Origin of the sequence: Microbispora corallina (genome assembly GCF_016863035.1) — a bacterium.
In the GTDB taxonomy this organism is placed as follows: domain Bacteria; phylum Actinomycetota; class Actinomycetes; order Streptosporangiales; family Streptosporangiaceae; genus Microbispora; species Microbispora corallina.
Genome location: NZ_BOOC01000003.1, coordinates 561,653 through 583,413, shown reverse-complemented (window position 1 = coordinate 583,413; position 21,761 = coordinate 561,653). Strand labels below are relative to the sequence as shown.

The window sequence follows — 21,761 nt, the reverse complement described above, 5'->3', positions numbered from 1 at the left end:
TTGCCGTTTTATCCGCGGATCGCCGTTGACCAAATGCGCGTGACATTCAGTGTGCCATGTGCGGCAGGCGGGGGTTCCTGGAACGCCAGGATGTGGTGGGACGGTCACGCACCGGTTGTCGGTGCCAGCGGGTAGCGTTCTTCCGTGCCCAAGGACCGTCCGGAGCTTCCGCCCGTCGAAGAACTGCTCACCGCCGCGGTGACCGGGCTCGGGGGGGCCGAGCGCCCCGGGCAGGTGAAGATGGCCCAGGCCGTGCGCGACGCGATCGAGTCCGAGGAGCATCTGGCCGTCCAGGCCGGCACCGGCACCGGCAAGTCCCTGGCCTACCTGGTCCCGGCGATCCGGCACGCCGCGGATCGCGGCAAGGCCGTGGTGGTGTCGACCGCGACGATCGCGCTGCAGCGCCAGCTCGTCGACCGCGACCTGCCCAGGCTGGCCGACACGCTGGAGGGGCTGCTGCCGCACCGGCCGGAGTTCGCCATCCTCAAGGGCCGCCGCAACTACCTGTGCCGGCACAAGATGAGCGCGGGCATGCCGGAGGACGAGGACGACCAGCTCTTCGACCCCCGCGAGGTGAGCGCGACCGGGCGGATGGTGCAGCGGATCCAGGAGTGGGCCAACGACACCGAGACCGGCGACCGCGACGAGCTGGTGCCCGGGGTGAGCGACCAGGCGTGGCGGCAGTTCTCGGTGACGGCCAAGGAGTGCCTGGGCGCCCAGCGGTGTCCCAGCGGCGCCGAGTGCTTCGCCGAGCTGGCCCGCGAGCGCGCCGGCGAGGCCGACGTCGTGGTCACCAACCACGCGCTGCTCGCGATCGACGCCATGGAGGACCTGCTCGTCCTGCCGGAGCACGACGTCGTGGTGGTCGACGAGGCCCACGAGCTGACCGACCGGGTGACGTCCGTGGTCACCGACGAGCTGTCGGAGTCCACCGTGGGGCTCGCGGTGCGGCGGGCGGGGCGGCTCATCGAGCAGGGCCTCGCCGACCGCCTCCAGGAGGCGGGCGAGGATCTCCAGGCGTTGCTGGCGGTGGCCCCGGCCGGACGCGTCGACGAGCTCCCCCAGTCGCTGGGGCTGACGCTCGCGCTCGTCCGCGACGCGGCCTTCGCGTGCATCACCGCGCTCGGCCCGCGCAACAAGGACCGGGGATCGGGCGCCGACGACGTGGAGAACGCCGGCCTGCGCAAGGCCGCCTTCACGGCCCTCGACGAGGTCCACGACACCGCGCAGCGGATGCTCGACGCCTTCGGCGCGGAGTCCGAGGTGGACCGGGCCGAGGTGGTGTGGCTGGAGGCGGCTCACCAGCAGGGCCGCGTCCGCGTCCCTCCCACGCTGCGGGTGGCGCCGCTGTCGGTCGGCGGCATGCTGCGCGACCGGCTCTTCGGCGACCGCACCGTGATCCTGACCAGCGCCACGCTCGCGCTCGGCGGCACCTTCGACGGCATGGCCCGCCAGTGGGGTCTCGGCAAGGACGGCTGGACCGGCCTCGACGTCGGGTCGCCGTTCGACCATCCCCGGCGGGGCATCCTCTACGTGGCCTCGCACCTGCCGCAGCCCGGCCGGGACGGGCTCCCGGAGGCGTACGTCAACGAGATCGCCGAGCTGATCGAGGCGGCCGGAGGCCGGGCGCTCGGGCTGTTCTCGTCGATGCGGGCCGCCAAGGCGGCGACCGAGGCGCTGCGGGAGCGGCTCGACGTGCCGCTGCTGTGCCAGGGCGACGACTCGACGTCGCTGCTGGTCAAGCAGTTCGCCGCCGACCCGGCGACCTGCCTGTTCGGCACGCTGTCGCTGTGGCAGGGCGTCGACGTGCCCGGGCCGTCGCTGACCCTCGTCCTCATCGACAGGATCCCGTTCCCGCGGCCCGACGACCCGCTGGCCTCGGCCCGGCAGCGCCACGTGGCGGCGACCGGCGGCAACGGCTTCATGTCGGTGGCCGCGACGCACGCGGCCCTGCTGCTGGCCCAGGGCGCCGGCCGGCTCCTGCGCTCGATGGACGACCGGGGCGTGGTCGCCGTGCTCGACCCGCGCCTCGCCACGGCCCGCTACAGCGGCTTCCTGCTGAGCTCCCTGCCGCCGTTCTGGCGGACCACCGACCCGGCCAAGGTCCGCGACGCCCTCCGCCGTCTCGGCGCCGACGGCTGAGCGGTCAGGGCAGGGCGGTCACGGGGTCGCCGACGGACACCACGCCGGGGGCGCGTGGGACGAGCCGGATGCCGAACCAGGTCTTGCCGTCCCACCGGCGGTGCCGGGCCAGGGTGCGGATCGGCTCCTTGCCCTTCACCGCGGTGTCCGGGTCGATGGTGGTGACGGCGCAGCGGTCGCAGATCTCCGACACGCGGAACTCCACCTCGCCGATGCGCACCTCCTTCCACTCGTCCTCCCGGTACGGCTCGTCGCCGTCGATCACGACGTTGGGGCGGAACCTGGCCATGGCCAGCGGCTCGGGGGCCTCCTCCCCCCGTTCGGCGGCGCCCTCGGCGATCCAGTCGTTCAGCAGGCGCAGCGAGGCCCGCGTGGTCAGCAGCAGCGGGGCGTCCCAGGCGAAGCTGACGATCTCGCCGGGAAGGCCGCCGTGAGCGGGGTCGATGGACCGGCGGCGGGGGTCGTCCAGCCACACGAGCCGGGCGGGCACGCCGAGCAGCCGGGTGAACCAGTCGTCGGCCGCCGGATCCGCGCTCACGGCCCGGTCGAGCCCGGAGAAGCCGACCGGCACCGTGTCCCCCGCGGCCGGCGGAACGGTCAGGCCGGGCATCCCGGGCGCGGTGAGCGACAGCCCGCCGTCGTCGAGGTTGCGGGCCGTCACGGTGACCATGCGCGGGTACTCGCCCAGCCACAGGTTCTCGCCGTCCTCACCGATCACCGCCCATCGACGGTCGCCGTCGAGCCCCCACGGTTCGACACGGACCCGGTCGGCCGGTAGGCCAGCAGCCGACTTGAGCGGATAAATCCGGATATCGGTGAGCTGCATGATCCAAGGATACGGCGCGAGGCCTTTCTGTGAGAGCGCTCACACAGGTGGCGGACGACTCCACAACCCCCTGCACGTCCGCGACGCCCCCGGCCAGGAGGCCGGGGGCCACGGCTCCGGGGGAAGCCGCCACGGACGCCCGCCCGAGCCGGCCGCGCCCGCGGACGGCCGGGCCTTAGGCATGAGGTGAGGGGCAACCGCCCGAGTCAGCCGCGCTCGCGGGTGGCCCGCTCCCAGGGCGTGAGGTGGGGACGCTTCGGGTCGAGGCCGTCGCCGGAGGAGGTGCCGCGGATGCGGCGGCCGATCCAGGGACCGAAGTGCTCCCTGAACCACTGGGCGTCCTCGCGCAGCTTGGCGCGGGGGTCGACCCGCTCGCGCGGCGGCCAGGTCATCCGCCAGTCGTCGTCGCCCGGAACGCCGAGGACGTGGAGGACCTTGGCGGCGACCAGGCGGTGGCCGACCTCGTTCATGTGCAGCCGGTCGCCGCTCCACGCCCGCCAGTCGCGCAGCCCCTGCATCGACCACATGTCCACCAGGTGGCAGCCGTACAGGTCGGCGATGGACCGGACGTGCATGAAGAAGACGGCGAACTTGCCGCGGGCCCGCCGCATGATGGGGGTGTCGCGGGGGTCGGTGCCGGTGAACAGGACGACCTCCGCGCCGCTCGCCCGCAGCTCGCGCACGGCGGCGGCGACCTTCTTCGCCATCCGGTCGGGGTCGCTGCCCGGCCGGATGAGGTCGTTGCCACCCGCGCAGAAGCTGATGAGGTCGGGCTTCATCTCGACGGCCAGGGGCACCTGGTCCTGCACGATCTGGTCGATGAGCTTGCCCCGGACGGCCAGGTTGGCGTAGCGGAAGCCGGGCTCCGTTAAGGCGAGGCGCTCGGCCACCCGGTCGGCCCACCCCCTGAACCGCTGGACCTCACCCAGGCCCCCCACCGGCCCGTCCACGGGCGGGTCGTTGAGACCCTCGGTGAAGCTGTCCCCGACCGCCACGAACGACGTGTAACCCATCGACCCCGCCTTGCCTCGAACGATGCTCTGTTACTCCCCAGTATCCGCGATGGCCCTGAGAGCCAGCTCATAGGACCGCAGTCCGAAGCCCGCGATCGTCCCGGTCGCCACCGCGGCCACGACCGAGGTGTGGCGGAAGGTCTCCCTGGCGTTCGGGTTGGAGATGTGCACCTCGACCAGCGGCGCCGTGCGCTGCGCGATCGCGTCCCTGAGGGCGTACGAGTAGTGCGTGAACGCGGCGGGGTTGAGGACGACCGGCGTGCGGGTGTCGGCCGCCTCGTGGATCCAGCCGACCAGCTCGGCCTCGTCGTCGGTCTGCCGGACCTCGACGGACAGGCCGAGCTCGCGCCCGGCCTCGCGGCACAGCGCGGACAGGTCCTCGAAGGTCTGCGCGCCGTACACGTCGGGCTCCCGGCTGCCGAGCCGGCCCAGGTTGGGGCCGTTCAGCACGAGCACGGGCCTCATCGGGCCACCTCCCGGAAGGCGGTCTCGAGCAGCTCCTCGGACGGGTTCTCCAGGCGGCCCGGCTTCCCGACGCCGTCCAGCACCACGAACCGCAGCACCGATCCCCTCGCCTTCTTGTCGACCCGCATGTGCTCGCGCAGCTCGGGCCAGGCCTCCTTGCGGTACGCCGTGGGCAGGCCCACGGCCTCCAGGATCCAGCGGGTGCGGTCGACGACGTCCCTGCCCACCCGGCCGTCCAGCCGCGACAGCTCGGCGGCGTAGACCAGGCCGATGGCCACGGCCTCGCCGTGCCGGATGTGGTAGTCCTCGACCCGTTCGATCGCGTGGGCCAGCGTGTGGCCGTAGTTGAGGATCTCGCGCAGCCCGCTCTCGCGCAGGTCGGCGCCGACGACGTCGGCCTTGACCTGGATCTTCCGCTCGATGAGCTGCCGGGTGTGCTCGCCCTCCGGCGTGCAGGCCCCGGCCGGGTCGTCCTCGATCAGCATGAGGATGGTGGGGTCGGCGATGAAGCCGCCCTTGATGATCTCCGCGAGCCCGGCCACGTAGTCGGGACGCGGCACGCTCACCAGCGTGGCGAGGTCGCAGAGCACGCCCGCGGGCGGGTGGAAGGACCCGACGAGGTTCTTGCCCTCGGGGGTGTTGATGCCGGCCTTGCCGCCGACCGCGGCGTCCACCATGGCCAGCAGCGTCGTCGGCACGTGGACGACCTTGACGCCGCGCAGCCAGGTGGCGGCGGCGAAGCCGGCCAGGTCGGTGGTCGCCCCTCCCCCGACGCCGACCACGGCGTCCGACCTGGTCACGCCGTACCGCCCGAAGGCAGACCACAGCTCGGCGGCCACCTGGACGGTCTTGGCGGCCTCGCCGTCGGGCACGGGCAGGGAGACGACCTCGTAGCCGGCGGCCTCCAGCGCCCCGCAGACCGGGCGGCTGATCTCGGGCAGCCCGGCCGGGTGGACGACGGCGACGGTCCGCACCCCCGGGCCCAGCAGGCCGGGCAGCTCCGACAGCACGCCGGTGCCGACGACCACGTCGTAGGGGCTGTCGCCCCGCACGGGGATTCGCGTGGCGGTCACAGCGCGGCCGCTATCTCTGAGGCGACGTCCGCGGGGTCGCGGTCGTCGGTCGCGACGGTGATCGCCGCCAGGCGCTCGTAGATGGGGCGGCGCTCCTCCATGAGCCTGCGCAACTGGCTGCGCGGGTTGAGCACGAGCAGCGGCCGGGCCGAGGCGAGGCCGACGCGCTTGACGGCCTGGTCGAGCCCGACCTGGAGGTAGACGACCCGGCGCCCGGCGAGGAGGTCGCGGGTGGCCTCGTGCAGGATCGCCCCGCCGCCCAGCGACAGCACGCCCTCGTGGGTGTCGAGCGCGGTCCGCACGGCCTCCGCCTCCAGCTCGCGGAACCTGGCCTCGCCGTCCTCCACGAACACGTCGCTCACCGGCTTGCCGGCGACGGCCTCGACGTCGCCGTCCGTGTCGCGGAACGGCACGCCGAGGCGCTCCGCGAGGAGCCGCCCGACCGTGGACTTGCCCGAGCCGGGCGGGCCGATGAGCACCGCGGCCGGGCCTTGAGACGCCGATTGCATGATCACAGACCTTATTACTTGATGACCAGGGACGAGAGGTAGCCCGCCAGGTTGCGCGCCACCTCCTCGACGGAGTCGCCGCCGAACTTCTCCACCGCCGCGTCGGCCAGCACCAGGGCCACCATGGCCTCGGCGACGATCGCCGCCGCGGGCACGGCGCACACGTCGGACCGCTCGTGGTGGGCCTTGGCCGCCTCCCCCGTCAGCACGTCCACGGTGGACAGCGCGCGGGGCACGGTCGAGATCGGCTTCATCGCGGCGCTGACGCGCAGCGGCTCGCCGTTGGTCATGCCGCCCTCGATGCCGCCGGCGCGGTTGGTGATGCGGCGGACGCCCTCCGGCGTGTTCTCGATCTCGTCGTGCGCCCGGGACCCGGGGCGGCGGGCGGTCTCGAAGCCGTCGCCCACAGCGACGCCCTTGATGGCCTGGATGCCCATGAGCGCGGCCGCGAGGCGCGCGTCGAGCCGCCGGTCCCAGTGGGTGTAGCTGCCGAGGCCGGGCGGGAGGCCGTAGACGACCACCTCGACGACGCCGCCGAGCGTGTCGCCGTCCTTGTGCGCCTTGTCGATCTCGGCGACCATGGCGGCGCTCGCCTCCGGGTCCACACAGCGCACCGGATCGGCGTCCACGGCGGCCATGTCTCCGGGGCCGGGCAGCACGTCGCGCGGGGCCGTCGCCTCGCCGATCGCGACCACGTGGCTGACGACGTCGACCCCGAGCGCCTGCTTGAGGAAGCTCCGCGCGACCTGCCCCAGCGCGACCCGGGCGGCCGTCTCGCGGGCGCTGGCCCGGTCGAGCACCGGGCGCGCGTCGTCGAAGCCGTACTTCTGCATGCCGGCGAGGTCGGCGTGGCCGGGACGGGGGCGGGACCGCGGCGCGTTGCGCGCCACGCCCTCCAGCAGCGCGGGGTCGACCGGGTCGGCCGCCATCACGGTCTCCCACTTGGGCCACTCGGTGTTGCCCACGCGGATCGCCACGGGCGAGCCGAGCGTGCGGCCGTGCCGGACGCCCCCGGAGATCGTCACCGCGTCCTGCTCGAACTTCATCCGCGCCCCGCGGCCGTAACCGAGCCGGCGGCGGCGCAGCGCCTCGTCGAGCTGGGCGGTCGTCACCTCCACCCCGGCGGGCAGGCCTTCCAGGATCGCGAGGAGCTCGGGGCCGTGCGACTCCCCGGCCGTCAACCAGCGCAACATGGTGACAAGTCTTCCATGCGTCCCCCAGTGCGGTGTCCCCCTGACACTCCCGTCATCACCCCTGAACGGGCAGCAGCACACCCGCGAGGGCGCCCGCGAGCATGAACGGGCCGAACGGGAACTCGCTGGTCCGGGTGCCCCGCCCGGTCAGCAGCAGCCCGACCGCGTAGACGGCGCCGAGGACGTAGCCTCCGATCCCGGCGACGACGGCGGCCTGGACCCCGACCGCCCCGGTGAGCAGCCCGACGAGGCCCGCGAGCTTCACGTCGCCGAGGCCGAGACCGGTCGGCCTGATGAACCACAGCACCGCGTAGAGCGCGCCGAGCACGCATCCGCAGGCCAGGGCGGTGAGGAACCGGCCCGACGGCGCCAGCAGGGCCAGCACGACGGGGTAGGCCGGGAGCGTGACCGCGTCGGGCAGCCGCCAGGTCCGCACGTCGATGACGGCGAGCGCCGCCCCCGCCGCCACGGCGCAGAACCAGGCCGCGAGGACCCATCCGCCGGGCACGCGCCAGGCGACCAGCCCCGCGGCCGCCGCCGTCGCCCCCTCCACCAGGTAGGGCGGGCGGGGCAGCGGCACGGTCGCGGCCGCCGCGCGCAGGGCGTCGGCGGCCTCGCGCCGGTGGTCGCCGGGGTCGGCCCCGAACCCGGCCGCGAACGCCCGGGCGTACGACCCGGCCACGAGCCCGAGGACGACGGCGGCGACGATGAGGAAGGCCACGCGCCCGACCCTAGCCCCCTCCCGGCGAGCGGAGCCGGGCCCCGCTTCCGCCTGTGGACAACTTCCCCGGGCCGGTCCTTCGCTGCTCGGGGCGGAAGATCGTCAGGCGCACGGCGCGGACCGTCCATCGCCGCTCGGGGCGGACCGTCAGGCGCGGCGACGCAGACCTGCGGCCTCGGGGTAGAGGGCCGTCAGGCCTGGCGACGCGGACCTGCGCGCATCGGGGCGGAGGACCGTCAGGCGCGGCGGCGCGGCCACCAGGCGCGCCGGCGCCCTCCCGCCGCCTCGCCCGCCTCCGCCTCGCCCGGCTCCGCCGGGACCTCGCCGATGCGGGCCACGGTCACACCGGGGGCCGAGGCGACGAGCCGGTCGAGGGCCGCCGGGTCGCGCCTGGCCTCCTCGACGGCCGCGAGGGCCTCCAGCATGCCGCCCTCGACGACGAACGGCACGGGCCCGGCGACGTCGATCACGACCGCCGCGGCGTTCTCGTGCCGGGCGGCCTGGCACACCTGTGGCGTGGTGACCTGCACAGGACGGGCGTCGGGACGCCACCGCGCCATGGCGCCGGCCCCCGTGAAGGCGATCACCGCCTCCCGCCCGTCCCTGCCGACGAGTTTGGGGAGGGCCATCTCGCTCTCCTTCTCCTGCCGCAGGCCGTGCTCCCCCACCTCGGACTCGGTGAGGAGCGCGACCACCGGCACGAGCAGCCGGGTCCCCGCGAGGGCGGCCAGGACGTCGGCGGCCCCCGCCGTACCGGCCTGGAAGGCGGACAGGGCCGCCGCGACCGCCGCGTCGGCGGCGCCGTCGTCGTCGGGTCGCAGGGGCTGCGGTATGGCCGGCACGTTCCGCGAGCCTACCCTCTGAGGACGGCGGGCCCGCCCGCGGCGTCAGCCCAGGTCGGCGATGGCGATGACGGGGCCGCCGCCGGACGGCCCCTGGTGCACGGCGGCCACCGAGACGAACACGGCCGGGTCGCCCGTCACGGACGCCGCGACGCCGCCGACCGTCGCCTTGATCTGGCGGTGCCAGTGGACGTCGGAGTCGTCGAGCATGATGTTGCGGCGGCCGCGCACCCGGCCCGAGGGGTCGGCCTCGCACTTCATGAACAGGTTGACCAGCCGGCCGCCGAGGTCGCTCGGGTGCGGGCGCTCGGGCAGCTCGATCCCGGAGTCCCGGACGGCCTCCCAGATGCCGTCGGCGTCCAGGGCGTCCTTCATGACGGAGTGCCCGGCGCGGTAGCGGCCGCCGATGCCGCGGACGTTGCCCACGACCACGATCTGGGCGCGGTCGAGCTCGACGCCGCTGGAGCACGAGGCGACCGACGAGTAGAGGGACAGGTCCTTGTGGATCTGCTCGGCCGCCGGCATCTCGATCTCGCCGAGCGCGACGGCGATGCCGAGGGCGGTGGTCGAGTTGGAGATGTCCATCGACTTCAGCGTGTCCTCGGTGACCACGGTCCGGCCGCGCTCCTTGGCGTCCGTGATGGTCGAGAGCGTGAGCAGCGGGGTCTTCGTCTGCACGTAGTGGACGTCGGCGGGGTCGTCGATCCCGGCGATCTTCATGGCCTCCCGCACCCCGGCGGCCACCTTCTCCACCATCGCGGGACGGCCGATGTCCTCGGGGAGGATGACCTCGCTCATCGCCACGCCGACGCTCAGCCGCGGCTCGTCGGTACGGACGGCCTGGGCCGGGTCGACGGTCGCGAAGATCGTGGCGTGCGGGCTGAGGACGCCGTCGGTGCCGCCCGACCAGACCAGGGGCACCTGCTTGACCTCCTCGGGCGTGCGCGTGCCCTTGGCCAGGAGCACCTCGCGGAAGGCCCGGTCGGCCAGGATCCGCGTGTAGTCGTTCACGCCGCCGTTGCCCTCGGTCTTGCCGATCACCGCGAGAACGCGGTCGGCCTCGATCACGCCGTCGTCGATGAGCTTCGCGAGCCCGGAGGCGTCGGTCACGCTCTCGATGGCGACCTTCCGCACCTCGATCGGATCCGGCATCTAGTTCTCCACCCCTCTGAATACCCTTGTCCCGATATTTCCTGATAGCGCCTCGCCGATGTGCTCCAGCGAGGTGATCACGGCCCGCTCCCCGCCGTCCTCGGCGAAGCGCAGCGCGGCCTCCACCTTCGGGCCCATGCTCCCGCTCGCGAAGTGCCCGGCCGCCTGCAGGGCCCGCAGCTCCGCGACCGTGACCGCCTCGATCGGCCGCGCACCGGGCGTCCCGAAGCCGGCGACCGCGTTCGGCACGTCGGTCGCGATCACGAGGTCGGTCGCCTGTACGGCTCTCGCCAGCGCGGCGGCCGCCAGGTCCTTGTCGACGACCGCCTCCACCCCCTCCAGGGCGCCGTCCGCCCCGCGGACGACCGGCACTCCCCCGCCGCCCGCCGCGACGACGGTGTACCCGGCCTCCATGAGGGCGATCGCGGCGGAGGCGTCCAGGATCTCGACCGGGGCCGGGGACGGCACCACGCGGCGCCAGCCGCGCTCGAACCGCCGCCAGGTCTGCCCCTGCCGTTCGGACCGGCGCGCCTCGTCCTCGCCGAAGTACTGCCCGATCGGCTTCACGGGGTCCTGGAAGGCGGGGTCGCCGGCGTCCACCAGGGTGCGGGTGACGACGGCCGCGACCCGCACGGGCTCGGGCGCGAGCGCGCGCTCCAGCGCGTTCATCATGAGCGTGCCGAGCGTCCCCTGCGTCTGCGCGACGCACCAGTCCAACGGCACCGGCGGCACGACGTGGGCCGCGAGCTGGTTCTTCAGCAGGATGTTGCCGACCTGGGGCCCGTTGCCGTGCGTCAGCACCACCTCGTGGCCGGCCCTGATCAGGCTCGCGACGTGCTCCATCGCCCGGCCGATCGCCCGATGCTGGTCGTCGGGGGACGCGCTCCCGTCGGGAGCCGTCATGGCGTTGCCGCCCAGTGCGATCAGTACGCGTCCGCCCACACCGCGAAGCTATCCAGCCGCCACGGCGCGTACATTGGCGACTGTCGCCCACCCCGTCCCGTTTCGTCGGCAACAATCACCAAGGCGCCCGCGACCGGGCGAGATCACCGATGTGGACCTTTTCCCGCCCGGGTATATCGCCCGGCCCCCCGGAGGCGGCACAATCTCCGCGTGCCCCCCGAGAAGCTGGAACCCGACGAGATGGGCGCCGCCTTCGCCGCCAGGCGTGAGCTCGGCCCGCAGTACGAGCTCGAGCTCGCCGAGTCGCTGGTCGAGCGCGTCAACGCGGTGATCGACGCGCGGCTGGCCGAGCGGAGGACGCGCCGCCCGCCGCTCGACTGGGCCCAGATGACCCTCGGCCTGGGCTCGCTGGCCCTGTCGGTGCCCCTGGTCGCGATCCTGGCCACCCAGGGCGGCGGCACGATCGGGTTCATGATGGTCTTCGGCGTGGTCGCCTTCGTCAACCTCGCCTACGTCCTGACCCGCGCGCTGCACCGGCGGGACTGACCGCGCCGCCATGATTCGCCGCTCCAGGAACGGCGGGCCCGCCGCGTGATCGACCCTCCCGTCGGCCAGGACGTCGGCGCGCCCGAGCCACGCGTGCGCCCCGGGCTCACCCACGAACGCGTCGGCGTGTTCGCCGACGCCATCTTCGCCATCGCCATCACGCTGCTCGCGCTGGAGCTGCCCCGGCCGGAACGCGAGGACTACGCCCGGCTGGGGGCGTTCCTCGGCGACCACGCCAACTCGTTCGTGGCGTTCGCCATCGCGTTCCTGATGCTGTGGTTCACCTGGAGGGCCCACCACAGCCTGTTCGACCAGATCACCCGGGTGTCGCAGCGGGTGCTCGCGCTCCACGTGCCGCTGCTGTTCTTCGTGGCGTTCCTGCCGTACACGACGTCGGTGTTCGGGGAGGCGACGGGGCTGCCGGACGAGGCGGCGGGGGGCCGCGCCCTCGCCATCGCGCTGTTCGCCGCCAACGAGGCGATCCTCATGCTGTGCCAGGGCGCGATGATCGCCGTCGTGCTGCGGCAGGGCCTCCAGCGGCCGGACGCGAACCTCAGCCGGCTGCGGACCGAAGGCTGGGTCGACTGGGTCGGCGGCGTGTACTGGTTGCTGACGGCCGCCGTGAGCGGGCGGGCGGCCGAGTACGTGCCGTTCCTGTGGCTGGCGACCCCGCTGATCGCCTTCGGCGTCGCCCGCGTCGTCGTCGTCCTGCGCCGGCGCCGCTGACGGCCGCAGGCCTCAGCCGCGGAGAGCGCGCAGGCGGGCGGCCGCCTCGTCGATGACCTCGTCCCGCTTGCAGAAGGCGAACCGCACGTACGCGCGGCCGCGAGAAGGGCGGTCGTAGAAGACCTGCGTCGGGATGGCGACCACCCCGGCCAGCCCGGGCAGCCTCCCGGCCAGGTCGAGCCCGTCCTCGAAGCCGAGCGGCCGGATGTCGGTCTGCACGAAGTAGGTGCCGGACGGGCGCAGCACGCCGAACCCGGCCTCCTCCAGCCCCGCGACGAGCCGGTCGCGCTTGGCCTCCAGCGCCGCCCGCTGCCGTGCGACCCACTCCATCTCCTCGCGCAGCGCGTACGCCACGGCGGTCTGCCAGGGCGCGCTCGAGGTGAACGTGAGGAACTGCTTCACCGCCTGCACGGCGGCGACCAGCGGCGCCGGCCCGCAGACCCAGCCGGTCTTCCACCCGGTGACGCTGAACGTCTTGCCCGCCGAGGAGATCATCACGGTCCGCTCACGCATGCCGGGCAGCGTGGCCAGCGGGATGTGCTCCACCCCGTCGAACGTGAGGTGCTCGTAGACCTCGTCGGTGATGGCGATCAGATCGCGCTCCCGGCAGACCCGGGCCACGGCCTCCAGCTCCTCGCGGGTGAAGACCGTCCCGGTGGGGTTGTGCGGGGAGTTGACGAGGATCGCCCTGGTGCGGGGCCCGATCGCGGCCTCCAGCTCGGCCGGGTCGAACGTGAAGCGGCCGGCGTCCACCCGCAGCGTGACGGGCCGCCGCACGGCCCCGGCGAGCGAGACCGCCGCCGCGTACGAGTCGTAGTACGGCTCGAACAGGACCACCTCGTCGCCCGGCTCGCACAGGGCGAGGACCGCCGCCGAGATCGCCTCGGTGGCGCCGACGGTGACCAGCACCTCCCCGTCCGGGTCGTAGGCCAGGCCGTACCACTGCTTGCGGTGGTCGGAGACGGCCTGCCGCAGCTCGGGCAGGCCGGGGCCGGGCGGGTACTGGTTCAGGCCGCCCCTGACGGCCTCTGCGGCGCGCTCCAGCATGCGCTCGGGCCCGTCGGTGTCGGGGAAGCCCTGGCCGAGGTTGATGGACCCGGTGTCCACGGCCAGCTTGGTCATGGTGGCGAACACGGTCGTGCCGAACTCCCGCATCCGCCGCACCAGCGGCCCGCCGCCCGCGTCCGCCCCGGTCGCCTCGCTCAGCTCGCTCACGTCCGTCACCTTATCCGGCGCCCCGGCGGGCTCCCGTCAATGGACCGGCCGCCCGTGATCGTGGTGGACTTGCCCGCATGGACGGACCCCCGCCGCCCGGCCGCATCCGCTCGCTCGACGCGCTGCGCGGCTTCGCGGTGTGCGGGATCATGCTGGTGAACACCTGGCAGCACACCGTCCAGGCCGGGGGACGCACGTCCATCGACTGGGCGATGGACAACCTCGCCCAGAGCCGCTTCTACCCCATCTTCTCGTTCCTGTTCGGGGTGGGCTTCGCGCTGTTCCTCCAGTCCGCCGGGCGGCGCTCCGACCGGCCCCGGCTGGTGCTGCTGCGGCGGCTCGCGGTGCTGGCCGTCATCGGCCTCGCCCACCGGATGCTCGACCCCGGCGAGGTGCTGCTGCCGTACGCGGTCCTCGGGGCGGTGCTCCTGCTCCCGGCGAGCCTGCTGCCCGCGCCGGTCGTCCTGCTGCTCGCGGCGGGGGCCACCGTCGCCGCCCTGCTCGGCGGGGAGCCGTACGTGCTGATCGCGGCCCTGTTCCTGCTCGGCCTGGCCGTCGTCGGATACGGCAGGGCCGAGCGGCCGGCCGGTGGCGGGGTGTTCGCGGCCGCCGCGGCGGGCGCCGTCGCCTTCACCTGGTGGTGGAACCACGACCCGCCCGGCGGGGGCGTCTACCAGGCGGCGGCGCTGTGCGGGGCGGCCGCCTACGCGACCGGCCTCCTGCTGCTCGCCCGCCGGGCCGCGGTGCTGGAGGCGCTCGGCCGGATGGCGCTGACCCACTACCTGACCAGCACGTTCGTGATCCTGGCGGCCATGCCGCTGCTGCTGGCCGACTCGTCGGGGGCGGCCGTCCTGACCGTGACCGCGGCGACGCTCGCGGCGCAGGCCGTCTTCAGCCGCTGGTGGCTGGCCCGCTACCGCTACGGGCCCGTGGAGTGGGTGTGGCGCCGCCTCACCTGGTGGGGTCCGGTCCCCAACCGGCACACTGGGAGCCGTGACACGCGTAGCGCTCTGCCAGATCCCAGTGGCCCACGACCCGAAGGCGAACCTCGAGGCGGCGCGTGAGGCGCTCGCCCGGGCCCGCGGCGCCGACCTCGCCGTCTTCCCCGAGGCGACGCTCACGAGGTTCGGCCGGGGGGTCGCGGAGGTGGCCGAGCCGCTCGACGGGCCGTTCGTGACCGGGCTGGCCGAGGCGGCGCGCGAGCACCGGATCGCGGTCGTCGCGGGCGTGTTCGAGCCCGCCGGGGACGGAAGGGTGGCCAACACGGCGGTCGCCCTGGAGGCGGACGGGTCCCTCGCCGCGGCCTACCGGAAGATCCACCTGTTCGACTCCTTCGGCGCCGCGGAGTCGGCGCTGGTCACCGCCGGGGACACCCCGGTCGTCGTCCCGCTCGCGGGCCTGCGGCTCGGGCTCATCACCTGCTACGACGTGCGGTTCCCCGAGCTCGCCCGCGCGCTGGTCGACCAGGGGGCCGACGCGTTCGCCGTCATCGCGGCCTGGGGCTCCGGCCCGATGAAGGAGGAGCACTGGACGACGCTCGTGCGCGCCAGGGCCGTCGAGAACACGACGTGGACGGTCGCCGTCGGCCAGGCCCCCAACCCCGAGGCGCCGGACGGGTTCGGCATCGGGCGCAGCATGCTCGTCGACCCGATGGGCGTCGTGCGCCACGACCTGGGCCCCGGCCCGGCCGTGCACGTGGGCGAGATCGACCCGGCGGTGACCGAGAGCGTGCGGCGGACCCTCCCGTCTCTCGAACACCGCCGGCTCGGAGTCCGCAGATCGTAAACTTGCCCCCATGAACGAGCGAGGCGAGCGAGGCGGCGGGTGCCGCGCCGCGTCCGCCCCCGCCCCGTCGGCGCGGCCCCGCTTCGGGCCGCCGGGCCGGGAGGCGGCATGAGCGAGCCGGGGCACAGGACCGAGATGCAGAAGGTGATCCCGCCGCGGCTGCTCGTGCCGTACCTGTCGGGCAAGCGGACGATCATCTCCGGGTACGTGTACCGCGTGCAGGACTGCGGGGGCCTCGCCTCGCCGGCCGCGCTCGTCGAGGCCCTCGACCTGTGCTTCGAAGGATCGGAGCTGACCCCCGAAGTGCCCGAACTGTACGTCCTGCGGTGGTTCGCCCGGGACATCGACACGTACGTCGTCCCCTACGGCCCGCACATGGGCGGGGATTGGAGCGATTCACCGCCGTTCACCGGGAACGGGTTCACGGCGTCGCGCGAGCAGGTGGTCCCGCAGTTCCACACGATGCCGATGCCGATCCCGGCGGGCGCGCGGATCGTGCACCTCACCGCCGCGGGTGAGCGGCCCTTCGCCGGGTACGACGGCCTGACCTGGCGGCGCGCGTCATGAACGAGGCCGAGCCCGTGGGGCTGGGGTTCATCGCCCGCTACCGCGACCAGACGTACGCCGCGGCCGTCGGCCCGGACAGCGACGACGTGGTGCTGTTCAGCGAGTCGCCGGAGGCGGGCTTCGCCAAGGCCGGCGGCTACTGGCGGCTCCGGGTGCGGCGGACCGACCTGGAGGGGCTGACGCTGCTGCGCACCGTCGGGGCGTTCGGCGGCGAGCCGTGCCTCGTGCTCGACGAGGACGACGCCGACGGCCTGCACATCGCCTACACCGGCCACAGCGGCATGAAGGCCGAGGCCCTCGGCTACTGGCTGGTCGACCACGGGGCGTACGAGGTCGTCGTCCCCCGCGAGGAGGTCCACTCCATACGGGTGGAGCGGATCCCGGTGCCCACGTCGCGGGATCAGGACCCGAGCGACCTGTAACGGGCGAACCGGGCGGCCAGCCGCTCCGCCGGGTCCCGGTCGAGCAGGCCGATGATCTCGTACTCGAGCGTCCTGGCCACCCGGGCGCAGAACTCCTCCGGCTCGTACGCAGCGTCGGGGCGCTCGGGGACGACCCGGTCCACGATGCCGTCGCGCCGCAGGTCCGCGGCCCTGACCCCCTGGGCCGCAGCGATCTCCGAGGCGAAGTCGACGGTCCGGTAGAGGATGGCCGAGGCGCCCTCCGGCGGCAGCGGCGACAGCCAGGCGTGCTGCGCGCAGACCACCCGGTCGGCCGGCAGCAGCGCGAGGGCGGCGCCCCCGGCGCCCTCGCCGAGCAGCAGGCACACCGTCGGCGCGTCGAGCATCACGAGGTCGGCCAGGCACCGGGCGATCTCGGCGGCGAGGCCGCCCTCCTCGGCGGCCCTCGACAGCGCGGCGCCCGCCGTGTCGATCACCGTGACGAGGGGCAGGCCGAGCTCGGACGCCAGCCGCATGCCGCGGCGGGCCACCCGCAGCCCCGCCGGGCCGAGCGCGTTCCCGGCCCGCTGCCGCCGCCGGTCCTGACCGAGGACCACGGCGGGCGCCGCGCCGAACCGCGCCAGGGCCAGCAGGAGCCCGGGGTCGTCCTCCCCGGTCCCCGTGCCGTGCAGCGGGGTGACGCCGGTCGCGCCGAGCTTGAGCAGGCTCCGCACGCCGGGCCGGTCGTCGCGGCGCGAGCGGGAGACGGCCTCCCAGGCCGGGACGTCGTCGGCGGACTCCTCGGGCTCCGGCCCGCGCTCCAGGCCCCTCCGCGGGGCGCAGAGCACCGACAGCGCCCGGATGGCGATCTCGCGGGCGTCCTCGGCCGACACCACGGCGTCCACCAGGCCGTGGGCGAACAGGTTCTCCGACACCTGGACGCCGCGCGGGAACGAATGGCCGTACAGGGCCTCGAACACCCGCGGGCCGAGGAAGCCGATGAGCGCGCCCGGCTCGGCCGCGGTGACGTGGCCGAGCGACCCCCAGGACGCGAACACCCCGCCCGTCGTCGGGTGGCGCAGGTAGACGACGTACGGCAGGCCGGCGGCCCGGTGCGCCCCGACGGCGGCGGTGATCTTCACCATCTGGGTGAAGGCGAGCGCGCCCTCCTGCATCCGGGTGCCTCCGCTCGCGGGGGCCGCGAGCAGCGGGAGGTGTTCCGCCGTCGCCCGCTCCACGGCCCGCACGAGCCGCTCCGCCGCGGCGACCCCGATCGACCCCGCGAGGAACGAGAACTCGCAGGCCACCACGGCCACCCGGCGGCCGTCCAGCAGTCCCTCCCCGGTGACGACGGACTCGTCGTAGCCGGTCCGGGCGCGGGCGGCCGCCAGGTCGGCGGCGTACGCGGAGCCGGGTTCCGCCCGGTCCGCCGGCGGCTCGTCCCACGACAGCCAGGAGCCGGGGTCGAGCACCGTCGCGATCAGGTCGCGGGCGCCCGGCCTGCTCATCCCGGGTGCTCCGGCGCGCCGGCGGCCGTCCTCACGCCGGCCGCTCCCGCTCGGCCAGCCAGGCGAGGACGGCGGCGGTGTCCTGGCCGAGGCCCGGAGGCGGCGTGTGGCCCTCACCGCCGCCGCTGTCGCCTCCCTCGAACCGCAGCGGGGGGCCGGGAAGCTCGATGGGCCCGAGGACGGGGTGGTCGACGCTCACGACCAGGCCCTGCGACCTCACCTGGTCCCAGGCGTAGACCTCGTCGATCGACCGGATGGCCCCCGCAGGCACGCCGAGCTCGGCCAGCGCGGCCAGCCAGTGGCCCCGGTCGTGGACGGCCAGCGCCTTCTCGATGTCCGCGATCAGCTCGTCCCGGTGGGCGAACCTGTCCCGGTTCGTCGCGAACCGGGGCTGCTCCGCGTCGATGCCGAGCAGCCCGGCCACCTTGCGCCACTGCCCCTCGTTGGCCACCGCGAGCTGGATCATCCCGTCCGCGCAGTGGAAGGCCCCGTACGGCGCGATCGATGCGTGGTGGTTGCCGCCGGCCTCGGGCACCTTGCCGCCGACCGTCCAGGCCGTCCCGTGGTAGGAGTGCACGCCGACGACCGAGGCGAGCAGCGACGTCCGCACCACCGTCCCCCGGCCGGTGCGCTCGCGCTCGTACAGGGCCGCCGCCACGCCGTACGCGCCGTGGATGCCCGCGAGGAGGTCCGCGATCGAGGCGCCCACCCGGTACGGCTCCTCGGGCGAGGGCCCGGTCAGCGACATCAGGCCCGCCTCGCCCTGGGCGATCTGGTCGTACCCCGGCCGGCCGCCCTCGGGGCCGTCGTGGCCGAAGCCGGTGATCGAGAGGATCACCAGCCGGGGGTTCAGCTCGTGGAGGCGCTCGACGGGGAAGCCCAGCCGGTCGAGGACGCCGGTGCGGAAGTTCTCGACGAGCACGTCGCTCTGCCGGACGAGCCGCTCGACCAGGTGACGGCCCTCATCGGACTTCATGTCCACCGTGATCGACCGCTTGTTGCGGTTGGCCGCCAGGAAGTAGGTGGAGATGTCGTGGCCGGGGCCGACGAACGGCGGCCCCCACCCCCGGGACTCGTCCCCCTCCGGATGCTCCACCTTGATCACGTGAGCGCCGAGGTCGCCGAGCATCTGCGCGCAGTGCGGCCCGGCCAGCGCCCGGGACAGGTCGAGGACGACGATTCCGCTGAGGGGTCCCTGCACTGCCGGCCTCCTGGAGTCCGTGAACGAGCGCCCTTCGCTCTTCACGGCAAGCCTGCCAGGTCAGGCCGCCGGACGGCACCCTCGGTACGGGGTTCCGATCACCATCGGAACCCCGTACGCCCTCCGTCACACGTCACGGTGACGGGTCCCCGCGCGCCGCCCGCGCCACTGGTCCATCAGCCGGTGGACCCGCTCCCGGTTGCGAGGGTCCCGCGCCATCGTCTTGACGCGTTCGACGCCTTCACGGCCCTTCTGGCTCTGGAAATACTCCTTGATGCGCTGGACTATCGACGCCATCTGTCCTTCACCGTCCCTTTTCGCCGGTTATGTAATCCGGCTACCCGCCTGAGGGACGGCCAATCATCGGCGTATCCGGGCGTGTGCGGTGCGTGGCGGTTACCGTGGGTGTCGCGGCGGCGATCGGAGGGGACACGGGCGTGGGAGCAGTGGCACCAGGCACGGGACCGCTCTCGCCCGGCTTCTCCGGCATCTCCCCCGAGCCGATGAGCCGCTTCGTCGCCGAGGTGGAGCACGCCCGGGGCGTCATCGGGGAGCGCGCCGAGGCCGTCCGCCGGGTCCTCGCCGCCCGGGGACTCCCGGCCGCCTCGCTCGGCCCCATCGGCGAGGCCGAGCGGTGGCTCGACGAGCGGCTGCCCGACCTGCGCAGGCGGCGGGAGATCGCCGCCGGCATGGCCCGCCTGCCGTCCTGGTCCCCCGGCGCCCTCCTGCCGTACGAGGAGGGGGACCTGCCCTCCCCCGTGGAGGCGCGGCGCCTCGGCGGCGAGCTCGCCGTGGCGTACCGGGCCGTCGACTCGGGCGCGCTGTTCGACCCCGGGCTCGACGAGAAGTACGCGAAGATCGTGCGGACCCTGGCCGAGCACGTCGACGACCCCGAGTTCACCGCGGCCTTCTTCGCCGCCATCGGCGCCCGCCGGACCGTCGAGCTGCCGGGGCGGCTGCGCCGGGGGCTGGAGGAGGGCGTCGAGGAGGCGGTCGCCACCGTGAGCCGCGCCCTGGGCTCGGCGGTGAGCGGCGGGGCGGCGGTCCCCGGCTTCGCGGCAGTCGCGCGGGCCCTCCAGGTCACCGCCGAGGGAGACGACGACCGCCGGGGCGTGGGCGACCTGCTGTCCGGCGGCCGCTTCCCCACCGAGTGGGTCGCCCAGGTCGTGGCGGCCCAGGCGTTCCTCCCGCACGGAGGCCCCTCCGGCGCGGCCCTCGCCCCGTACCTCGACGCGCTGGCCCGCCACCCCGCGGCCGCGCGGCTCGCGATGTGGAGCGTCACCCGCGACGCCCCGCGGCCGCCCGACGCCCTGGGACGGCTGCTGTCCCCAGTCCCCGCGCTCGCCCGCGTCGACCGCCGGCCCGACCTGGTGACGTTCCTCCGTGAGCTCGACGCCCGGGCCGGGCGGGACGACGCCTCCGCCGCCGCGTTCGGGCGGCTGCTCGCCGCGGCGTCCGGCGCGTACGACGAGAGGGACGGCGCGCACAGCGACGTCGCCGCCCGGTTCGCGTTCGCGGTCATCACCGGCGCGGCCCGCTTCCCGTTCGCGCCGCCGGCTCGCGTCCACCTGGCCGAGATCGCCGGGTCGTACGCCACCGAGATGACCGAGGGCGCCGACCTGGGCGACGACAACCAGTTGCTGCCGAGCGCGTTCGGGCCCGTGCGCTCGCGCATCCCCGGCCTGCGTCCCGCGTTCCGGCTCAGCCCTGAGGACACGTTCCGCTTCCTGCTGACCTTCGCCGGCGACGCCGCGGCCAGGGCGCCGTTCGACGCCGGCATGGGCGACCTGACGCTGCGCCTCGTGAAGGAGGGCGTCCCGGCGATGCGCGCGGCCGGGGACCCCACCCGGCTGGACGACCTCTTCGCGGCGCTGGGCAACGTCCGCGGCTTCGAGCTCGGCGCCGCGGAGAAGCTCGGCCGGCCGATCGACGACCGCGCCCAGGCCGCCCGGAGCGACTGGAGCTTCGGCTACGGCAGCACGCTGGGCATGGCAGGGCTGGCCGTGCCGGGAGGCATGTACGGCGCCATAGCGTGGACCGCCCTCAGCATGGGATGGTCGCTCCTCGACACCTACCAGGACGACCCGCCAGGCGAGGTCGGCAAGCTCCGGGACATGGACGACCGGGAGACCCTCGGCCGCCGGCATTCCGTCGCTCAGATGCTCATGGACGCCGGCTTCCCGGCGAAGGTGCCGCCCACGGAGTTCCAGGCCTCCCTTCCGCCCGGCGTATCCGTTGCCGACTCGGACGGCCGCCTGCGCCCCTTCGTGGACATCCTCCAGTCCGGCCCCCGCTCCCTCCGCGCCCTCGACCAATGGTTCATCACCAACGGCATGGGCAGCCAGGACAACAATTCGCTGGGGAAATCGGCCAAGCGCCTCGCAGACGTCTTCAATGGAGGAAAGGACACCAGCGAGGTTCGGGCGCGCTACCTCAGCTAGGCATCACCGGCTCAACCGGAGGCAATCAGTCTCGCCAGTAACAGAGTAGATGCCCCTTTGGGGCGAATCCAGAATAAGGTGCGTCCGGCTTTCAGCGTCGGCGGCCCGAATAGGTTCACCCGGCCGTGGTTCGCCAACAAGCTGGTAATGGCCCACCTTGTTCAGCGCGCCCACCATGGCGGTGCGGAGAATGTAGGAGCTCGTGCTCCCAGCGGTGTCCAGCCCGGTCGCCGCGAACGTCCGCCTAGCCCTGCCCTCGCCGCAGGCGACGTCCTTTCCGCCCGCATCGGTAACTCGGACATCTACTGCGTCCCGTTCCTTCAATAGTTGGAGAATGTGATTTTTCAGTGTTTGGCCGGCTTGGGCGGCGGTGGGGGTGTCATCTTCGGTACAGGCGACCGGTGCGAAAGACACCAATGCCAGTACGACGGCGATACGGCGAAGGCGCACGGAAACGGACAGGCCGGGCATCGTCTTCGCCTCCATGTCTGGCCGGCATCATCTTGAGCACACATAATCTCAAGGAGAACCCGCGCGCCACCATTATTCGCCG

At 74.0% G+C, this 21,761-nt stretch carries 23 protein-coding genes; 8 read left to right on the top strand and 15 right to left on the bottom strand.

Translation table 11 applies throughout. The features are described 5' to 3' along the window. Positions 1-144: 144 nt before the first annotated feature. On the top strand, positions 145-2,142 hold the full coding sequence (locus Mco01_RS06730) for an ATP-dependent DNA helicase (RefSeq protein WP_204055971.1): 1,998 nt from the start codon (positions 145-147) through the stop codon (positions 2,140-2,142). Positions 2,143-2,146: 4 nt separating this feature from the next. On the opposite strand, the gene Mco01_RS06725 is transcribed toward Mco01_RS06730, so the two are convergent. The 10 genes from Mco01_RS06725 to Mco01_RS06680 all read right to left on the bottom strand — a co-directional run bounded on the left by Mco01_RS06725 (position 2,147) and on the right by Mco01_RS06680 (position 10,878). Beyond that, entirely contained in the window at positions 2,147-2,968 is an 822-nt protein-coding gene (locus Mco01_RS06725; RefSeq protein ID WP_204055970.1) for an MOSC domain-containing protein, read from the bottom strand. 206 nt (positions 2,969-3,174) lie between these two features. Further along, a complete protein-coding gene (locus tag Mco01_RS06720) occupies positions 3,175-3,981 on the bottom strand; it encodes an SGNH/GDSL hydrolase family protein (protein WP_204055969.1) in 807 nt (268 codons plus the stop codon). Between the two features lie 30 nt (positions 3,982-4,011). Continuing rightward, entirely contained in the window at positions 4,012-4,446 is a 435-nt protein-coding gene (gene aroQ / locus Mco01_RS06715; RefSeq protein WP_036330096.1) for a type II 3-dehydroquinate dehydratase, read from the bottom strand. Then, on the bottom strand, positions 4,443-5,519 hold the full coding sequence (aroB, locus tag Mco01_RS06710) for a 3-dehydroquinate synthase (RefSeq protein ID WP_204055968.1): 1,077 nt from the start codon (positions 5,517-5,519) through the stop codon (positions 4,443-4,445). Before aroB ends, aroQ begins: the two co-directional genes overlap by 4 nt. Continuing rightward, on the bottom strand, positions 5,516-6,028 hold the full coding sequence (locus tag Mco01_RS06705) for a shikimate kinase (RefSeq protein ID WP_204055967.1): 513 nt from the start codon (positions 6,026-6,028) through the stop codon (positions 5,516-5,518). Before Mco01_RS06705 ends, aroB begins: the two co-directional genes overlap by 4 nt. Before the next feature lie 14 nt (positions 6,029-6,042). Next, complete coding sequence (gene aroC / locus Mco01_RS06700; protein ID WP_204055966.1) at positions 6,043-7,221, bottom strand: chorismate synthase; 1,179 nt, start codon at positions 7,219-7,221, stop codon at positions 6,043-6,045. A 55-nt stretch (positions 7,222-7,276) separates the two neighbouring features. Further along, positions 7,277-7,942, bottom strand: coding sequence for a prepilin peptidase (locus Mco01_RS06695; protein WP_204055965.1), 666 nt, complete (start codon positions 7,940-7,942; stop codon positions 7,277-7,279). Between the two features lie 236 nt (positions 7,943-8,178). Next, positions 8,179-8,784, bottom strand: a complete 606-nt coding sequence (locus Mco01_RS06690; protein WP_204055964.1) for an SseB family protein — start codon at positions 8,782-8,784, stop codon at positions 8,179-8,181. 45 nt (positions 8,785-8,829) lie between these two features. After that, complete coding sequence (gene bar / locus Mco01_RS06685) at positions 8,830-9,936, bottom strand: barbiturase (protein WP_036330101.1); 1,107 nt, start codon at positions 9,934-9,936, stop codon at positions 8,830-8,832. Then, positions 9,937-10,878: a carbamate kinase gene (locus Mco01_RS06680; RefSeq protein WP_239103387.1), complete on the bottom strand. Its 942-nt coding sequence runs from the start codon at positions 10,876-10,878 to the stop codon at positions 9,937-9,939. Between the two features lie 171 nt (positions 10,879-11,049). Here Mco01_RS06680 and Mco01_RS06675 point away from each other — a divergent pair, with 171 nt between their 5' ends. Both Mco01_RS06675 and Mco01_RS06670 read left to right on the top strand, forming a co-directional pair. After that, a complete protein-coding gene (locus Mco01_RS06675) occupies positions 11,050-11,385 on the top strand; it encodes a hypothetical protein (protein WP_051458776.1) in 336 nt (111 codons plus the stop codon). A gap of 45 nt (positions 11,386-11,430) precedes the next feature. Continuing rightward, positions 11,431-12,111: a TMEM175 family protein gene (locus tag Mco01_RS06670; RefSeq protein ID WP_204055963.1), complete on the top strand. Its 681-nt coding sequence runs from the start codon at positions 11,431-11,433 to the stop codon at positions 12,109-12,111. 12 nt (positions 12,112-12,123) lie between these two features. Here Mco01_RS06670 and Mco01_RS06665 read toward each other — a convergent pair whose 3' ends face one another. Then, positions 12,124-13,266, bottom strand: a complete 1,143-nt coding sequence (locus Mco01_RS06665; RefSeq protein WP_204056138.1) for a pyridoxal phosphate-dependent aminotransferase — start codon at positions 13,264-13,266, stop codon at positions 12,124-12,126. Between the two features lie 137 nt (positions 13,267-13,403). Between Mco01_RS06665 and Mco01_RS06660 the strand changes: the two genes are divergently transcribed. From Mco01_RS06660 to Mco01_RS06645, 4 genes are all read left to right on the top strand, one after another. Further along, the gene (locus Mco01_RS06660) at positions 13,404-14,390 is read left to right on the top strand and encodes a DUF418 domain-containing protein (RefSeq protein ID WP_204055962.1); all 987 of its coding nucleotides are present in this window, start codon (positions 13,404-13,406) and stop codon (positions 14,388-14,390) included. Beyond that, positions 14,320-15,111, top strand: coding sequence for a carbon-nitrogen hydrolase family protein (locus Mco01_RS06655; RefSeq protein ID WP_204055961.1), 792 nt, complete (start codon positions 14,320-14,322; stop codon positions 15,109-15,111). The genes Mco01_RS06660 and Mco01_RS06655 overlap by 71 nt, the downstream gene beginning before the upstream one ends. A 108-nt stretch (positions 15,112-15,219) precedes the next feature. Further along, complete coding sequence (locus tag Mco01_RS06650; protein ID WP_239103386.1) at positions 15,220-15,678, top strand: hypothetical protein; 459 nt, start codon at positions 15,220-15,222, stop codon at positions 15,676-15,678. Next, positions 15,675-16,100: a UCP033725 family protein gene (locus Mco01_RS06645; RefSeq protein ID WP_204055960.1), complete on the top strand. Its 426-nt coding sequence runs from the start codon at positions 15,675-15,677 to the stop codon at positions 16,098-16,100. The genes Mco01_RS06650 and Mco01_RS06645 overlap by 4 nt, the downstream gene beginning before the upstream one ends. Here the strand turns inward: Mco01_RS06645 and Mco01_RS06640 are convergent. From Mco01_RS06640 to Mco01_RS06630, 3 genes are all read right to left on the bottom strand, one after another. Further along, positions 16,079-17,566 carry a carboxyl transferase domain-containing protein gene (locus Mco01_RS06640; RefSeq protein ID WP_204055959.1) on the bottom strand — a complete coding sequence of 496 codons (1,488 nt, stop codon included), beginning with the start codon at positions 17,564-17,566 and terminating at the stop codon, positions 16,079-16,081. The genes Mco01_RS06645 and Mco01_RS06640 overlap by 22 nt on opposite strands. Before the next feature lie 31 nt (positions 17,567-17,597). Continuing rightward, positions 17,598-18,767: a CaiB/BaiF CoA transferase family protein gene (locus Mco01_RS06635; RefSeq protein WP_204055958.1), complete on the bottom strand. Its 1,170-nt coding sequence runs from the start codon at positions 18,765-18,767 to the stop codon at positions 17,598-17,600. Between the two features lie 126 nt (positions 18,768-18,893). Further along, on the bottom strand, positions 18,894-19,064 hold the full coding sequence (locus Mco01_RS06630) for a hypothetical protein (protein ID WP_204055957.1): 171 nt from the start codon (positions 19,062-19,064) through the stop codon (positions 18,894-18,896). 149 nt (positions 19,065-19,213) lie between these two features. Between Mco01_RS06630 and Mco01_RS06625 the strand changes: the two genes are divergently transcribed. Then, positions 19,214-21,208 (top strand): hypothetical protein, encoded by a 1,995-nt coding sequence (locus tag Mco01_RS06625; RefSeq protein ID WP_204055956.1) that lies wholly within the window; start codon positions 19,214-19,216, stop codon positions 21,206-21,208. A 3-nt stretch (positions 21,209-21,211) separates the two neighbouring features. Here the strand turns inward: Mco01_RS06625 and Mco01_RS06620 are convergent, their stop codons facing one another. Then, positions 21,212-21,694: a hypothetical protein gene (locus Mco01_RS06620; RefSeq protein WP_204055955.1), complete on the bottom strand. Its 483-nt coding sequence runs from the start codon at positions 21,692-21,694 to the stop codon at positions 21,212-21,214. Positions 21,695-21,761 lie beyond the last annotated feature (67 nt).

Bases quoted from the DNA above. Each gene is read 5' to 3' on its own strand.
- aroQ (WP_036330096.1), bottom strand. From the start codon at position 4,446: ATGAGGCCCGTGCTCGTGCTGAACGGCCCCAACCTGGGCCGGCTCGGC.
- Mco01_RS06665 (WP_204056138.1), bottom strand. From the start codon at position 13,266: ATGCGGGAGTTCGGCACGACCGTGTTCGCCACCATGACCAAGCTGGCC.
- Mco01_RS06650 (WP_239103386.1), top strand. From the start codon at position 15,220: ATGAGCGAGCCGGGGCACAGGACCGAGATGCAGAAGGTGATCCCGCCG.
- Mco01_RS06660 (WP_204055962.1), top strand. From the start codon at position 13,404: ATGGACGGACCCCCGCCGCCCGGCCGCATCCGCTCGCTCGACGCGCTG.
- Mco01_RS06705 (WP_204055967.1), bottom strand. From the start codon at position 6,028: ATGCAATCGGCGTCTCAAGGCCCGGCCGCGGTGCTCATCGGCCCGCCC.
- Mco01_RS06720 (WP_204055969.1), bottom strand. From the start codon at position 3,981: ATGGGTTACACGTCGTTCGTGGCGGTCGGGGACAGCTTCACCGAGGGT.
- Mco01_RS06645 (WP_204055960.1), top strand. From the start codon at position 15,675: ATGAACGAGGCCGAGCCCGTGGGGCTGGGGTTCATCGCCCGCTACCGC.
- Mco01_RS06630 (WP_204055957.1), bottom strand. From the start codon at position 19,064: ATGGCGTCGATAGTCCAGCGCATCAAGGAGTATTTCCAGAGCCAGAAG.
- Mco01_RS06640 (WP_204055959.1), bottom strand. From the start codon at position 17,566: ATGAGCAGGCCGGGCGCCCGCGACCTGATCGCGACGGTGCTCGACCCC.
- Mco01_RS06620 (WP_204055955.1), bottom strand. From the start codon at position 21,694: ATGGAGGCGAAGACGATGCCCGGCCTGTCCGTTTCCGTGCGCCTTCGC.
- aroC (WP_204055966.1), bottom strand. From the start codon at position 7,221: ATGTTGCGCTGGTTGACGGCCGGGGAGTCGCACGGCCCCGAGCTCCTC.
- Mco01_RS06725 (WP_204055970.1), bottom strand. From the start codon at position 2,968: ATGCAGCTCACCGATATCCGGATTTATCCGCTCAAGTCGGCTGCTGGC.
- bar (WP_036330101.1), bottom strand. From the start codon at position 9,936: ATGCCGGATCCGATCGAGGTGCGGAAGGTCGCCATCGAGAGCGTGACC.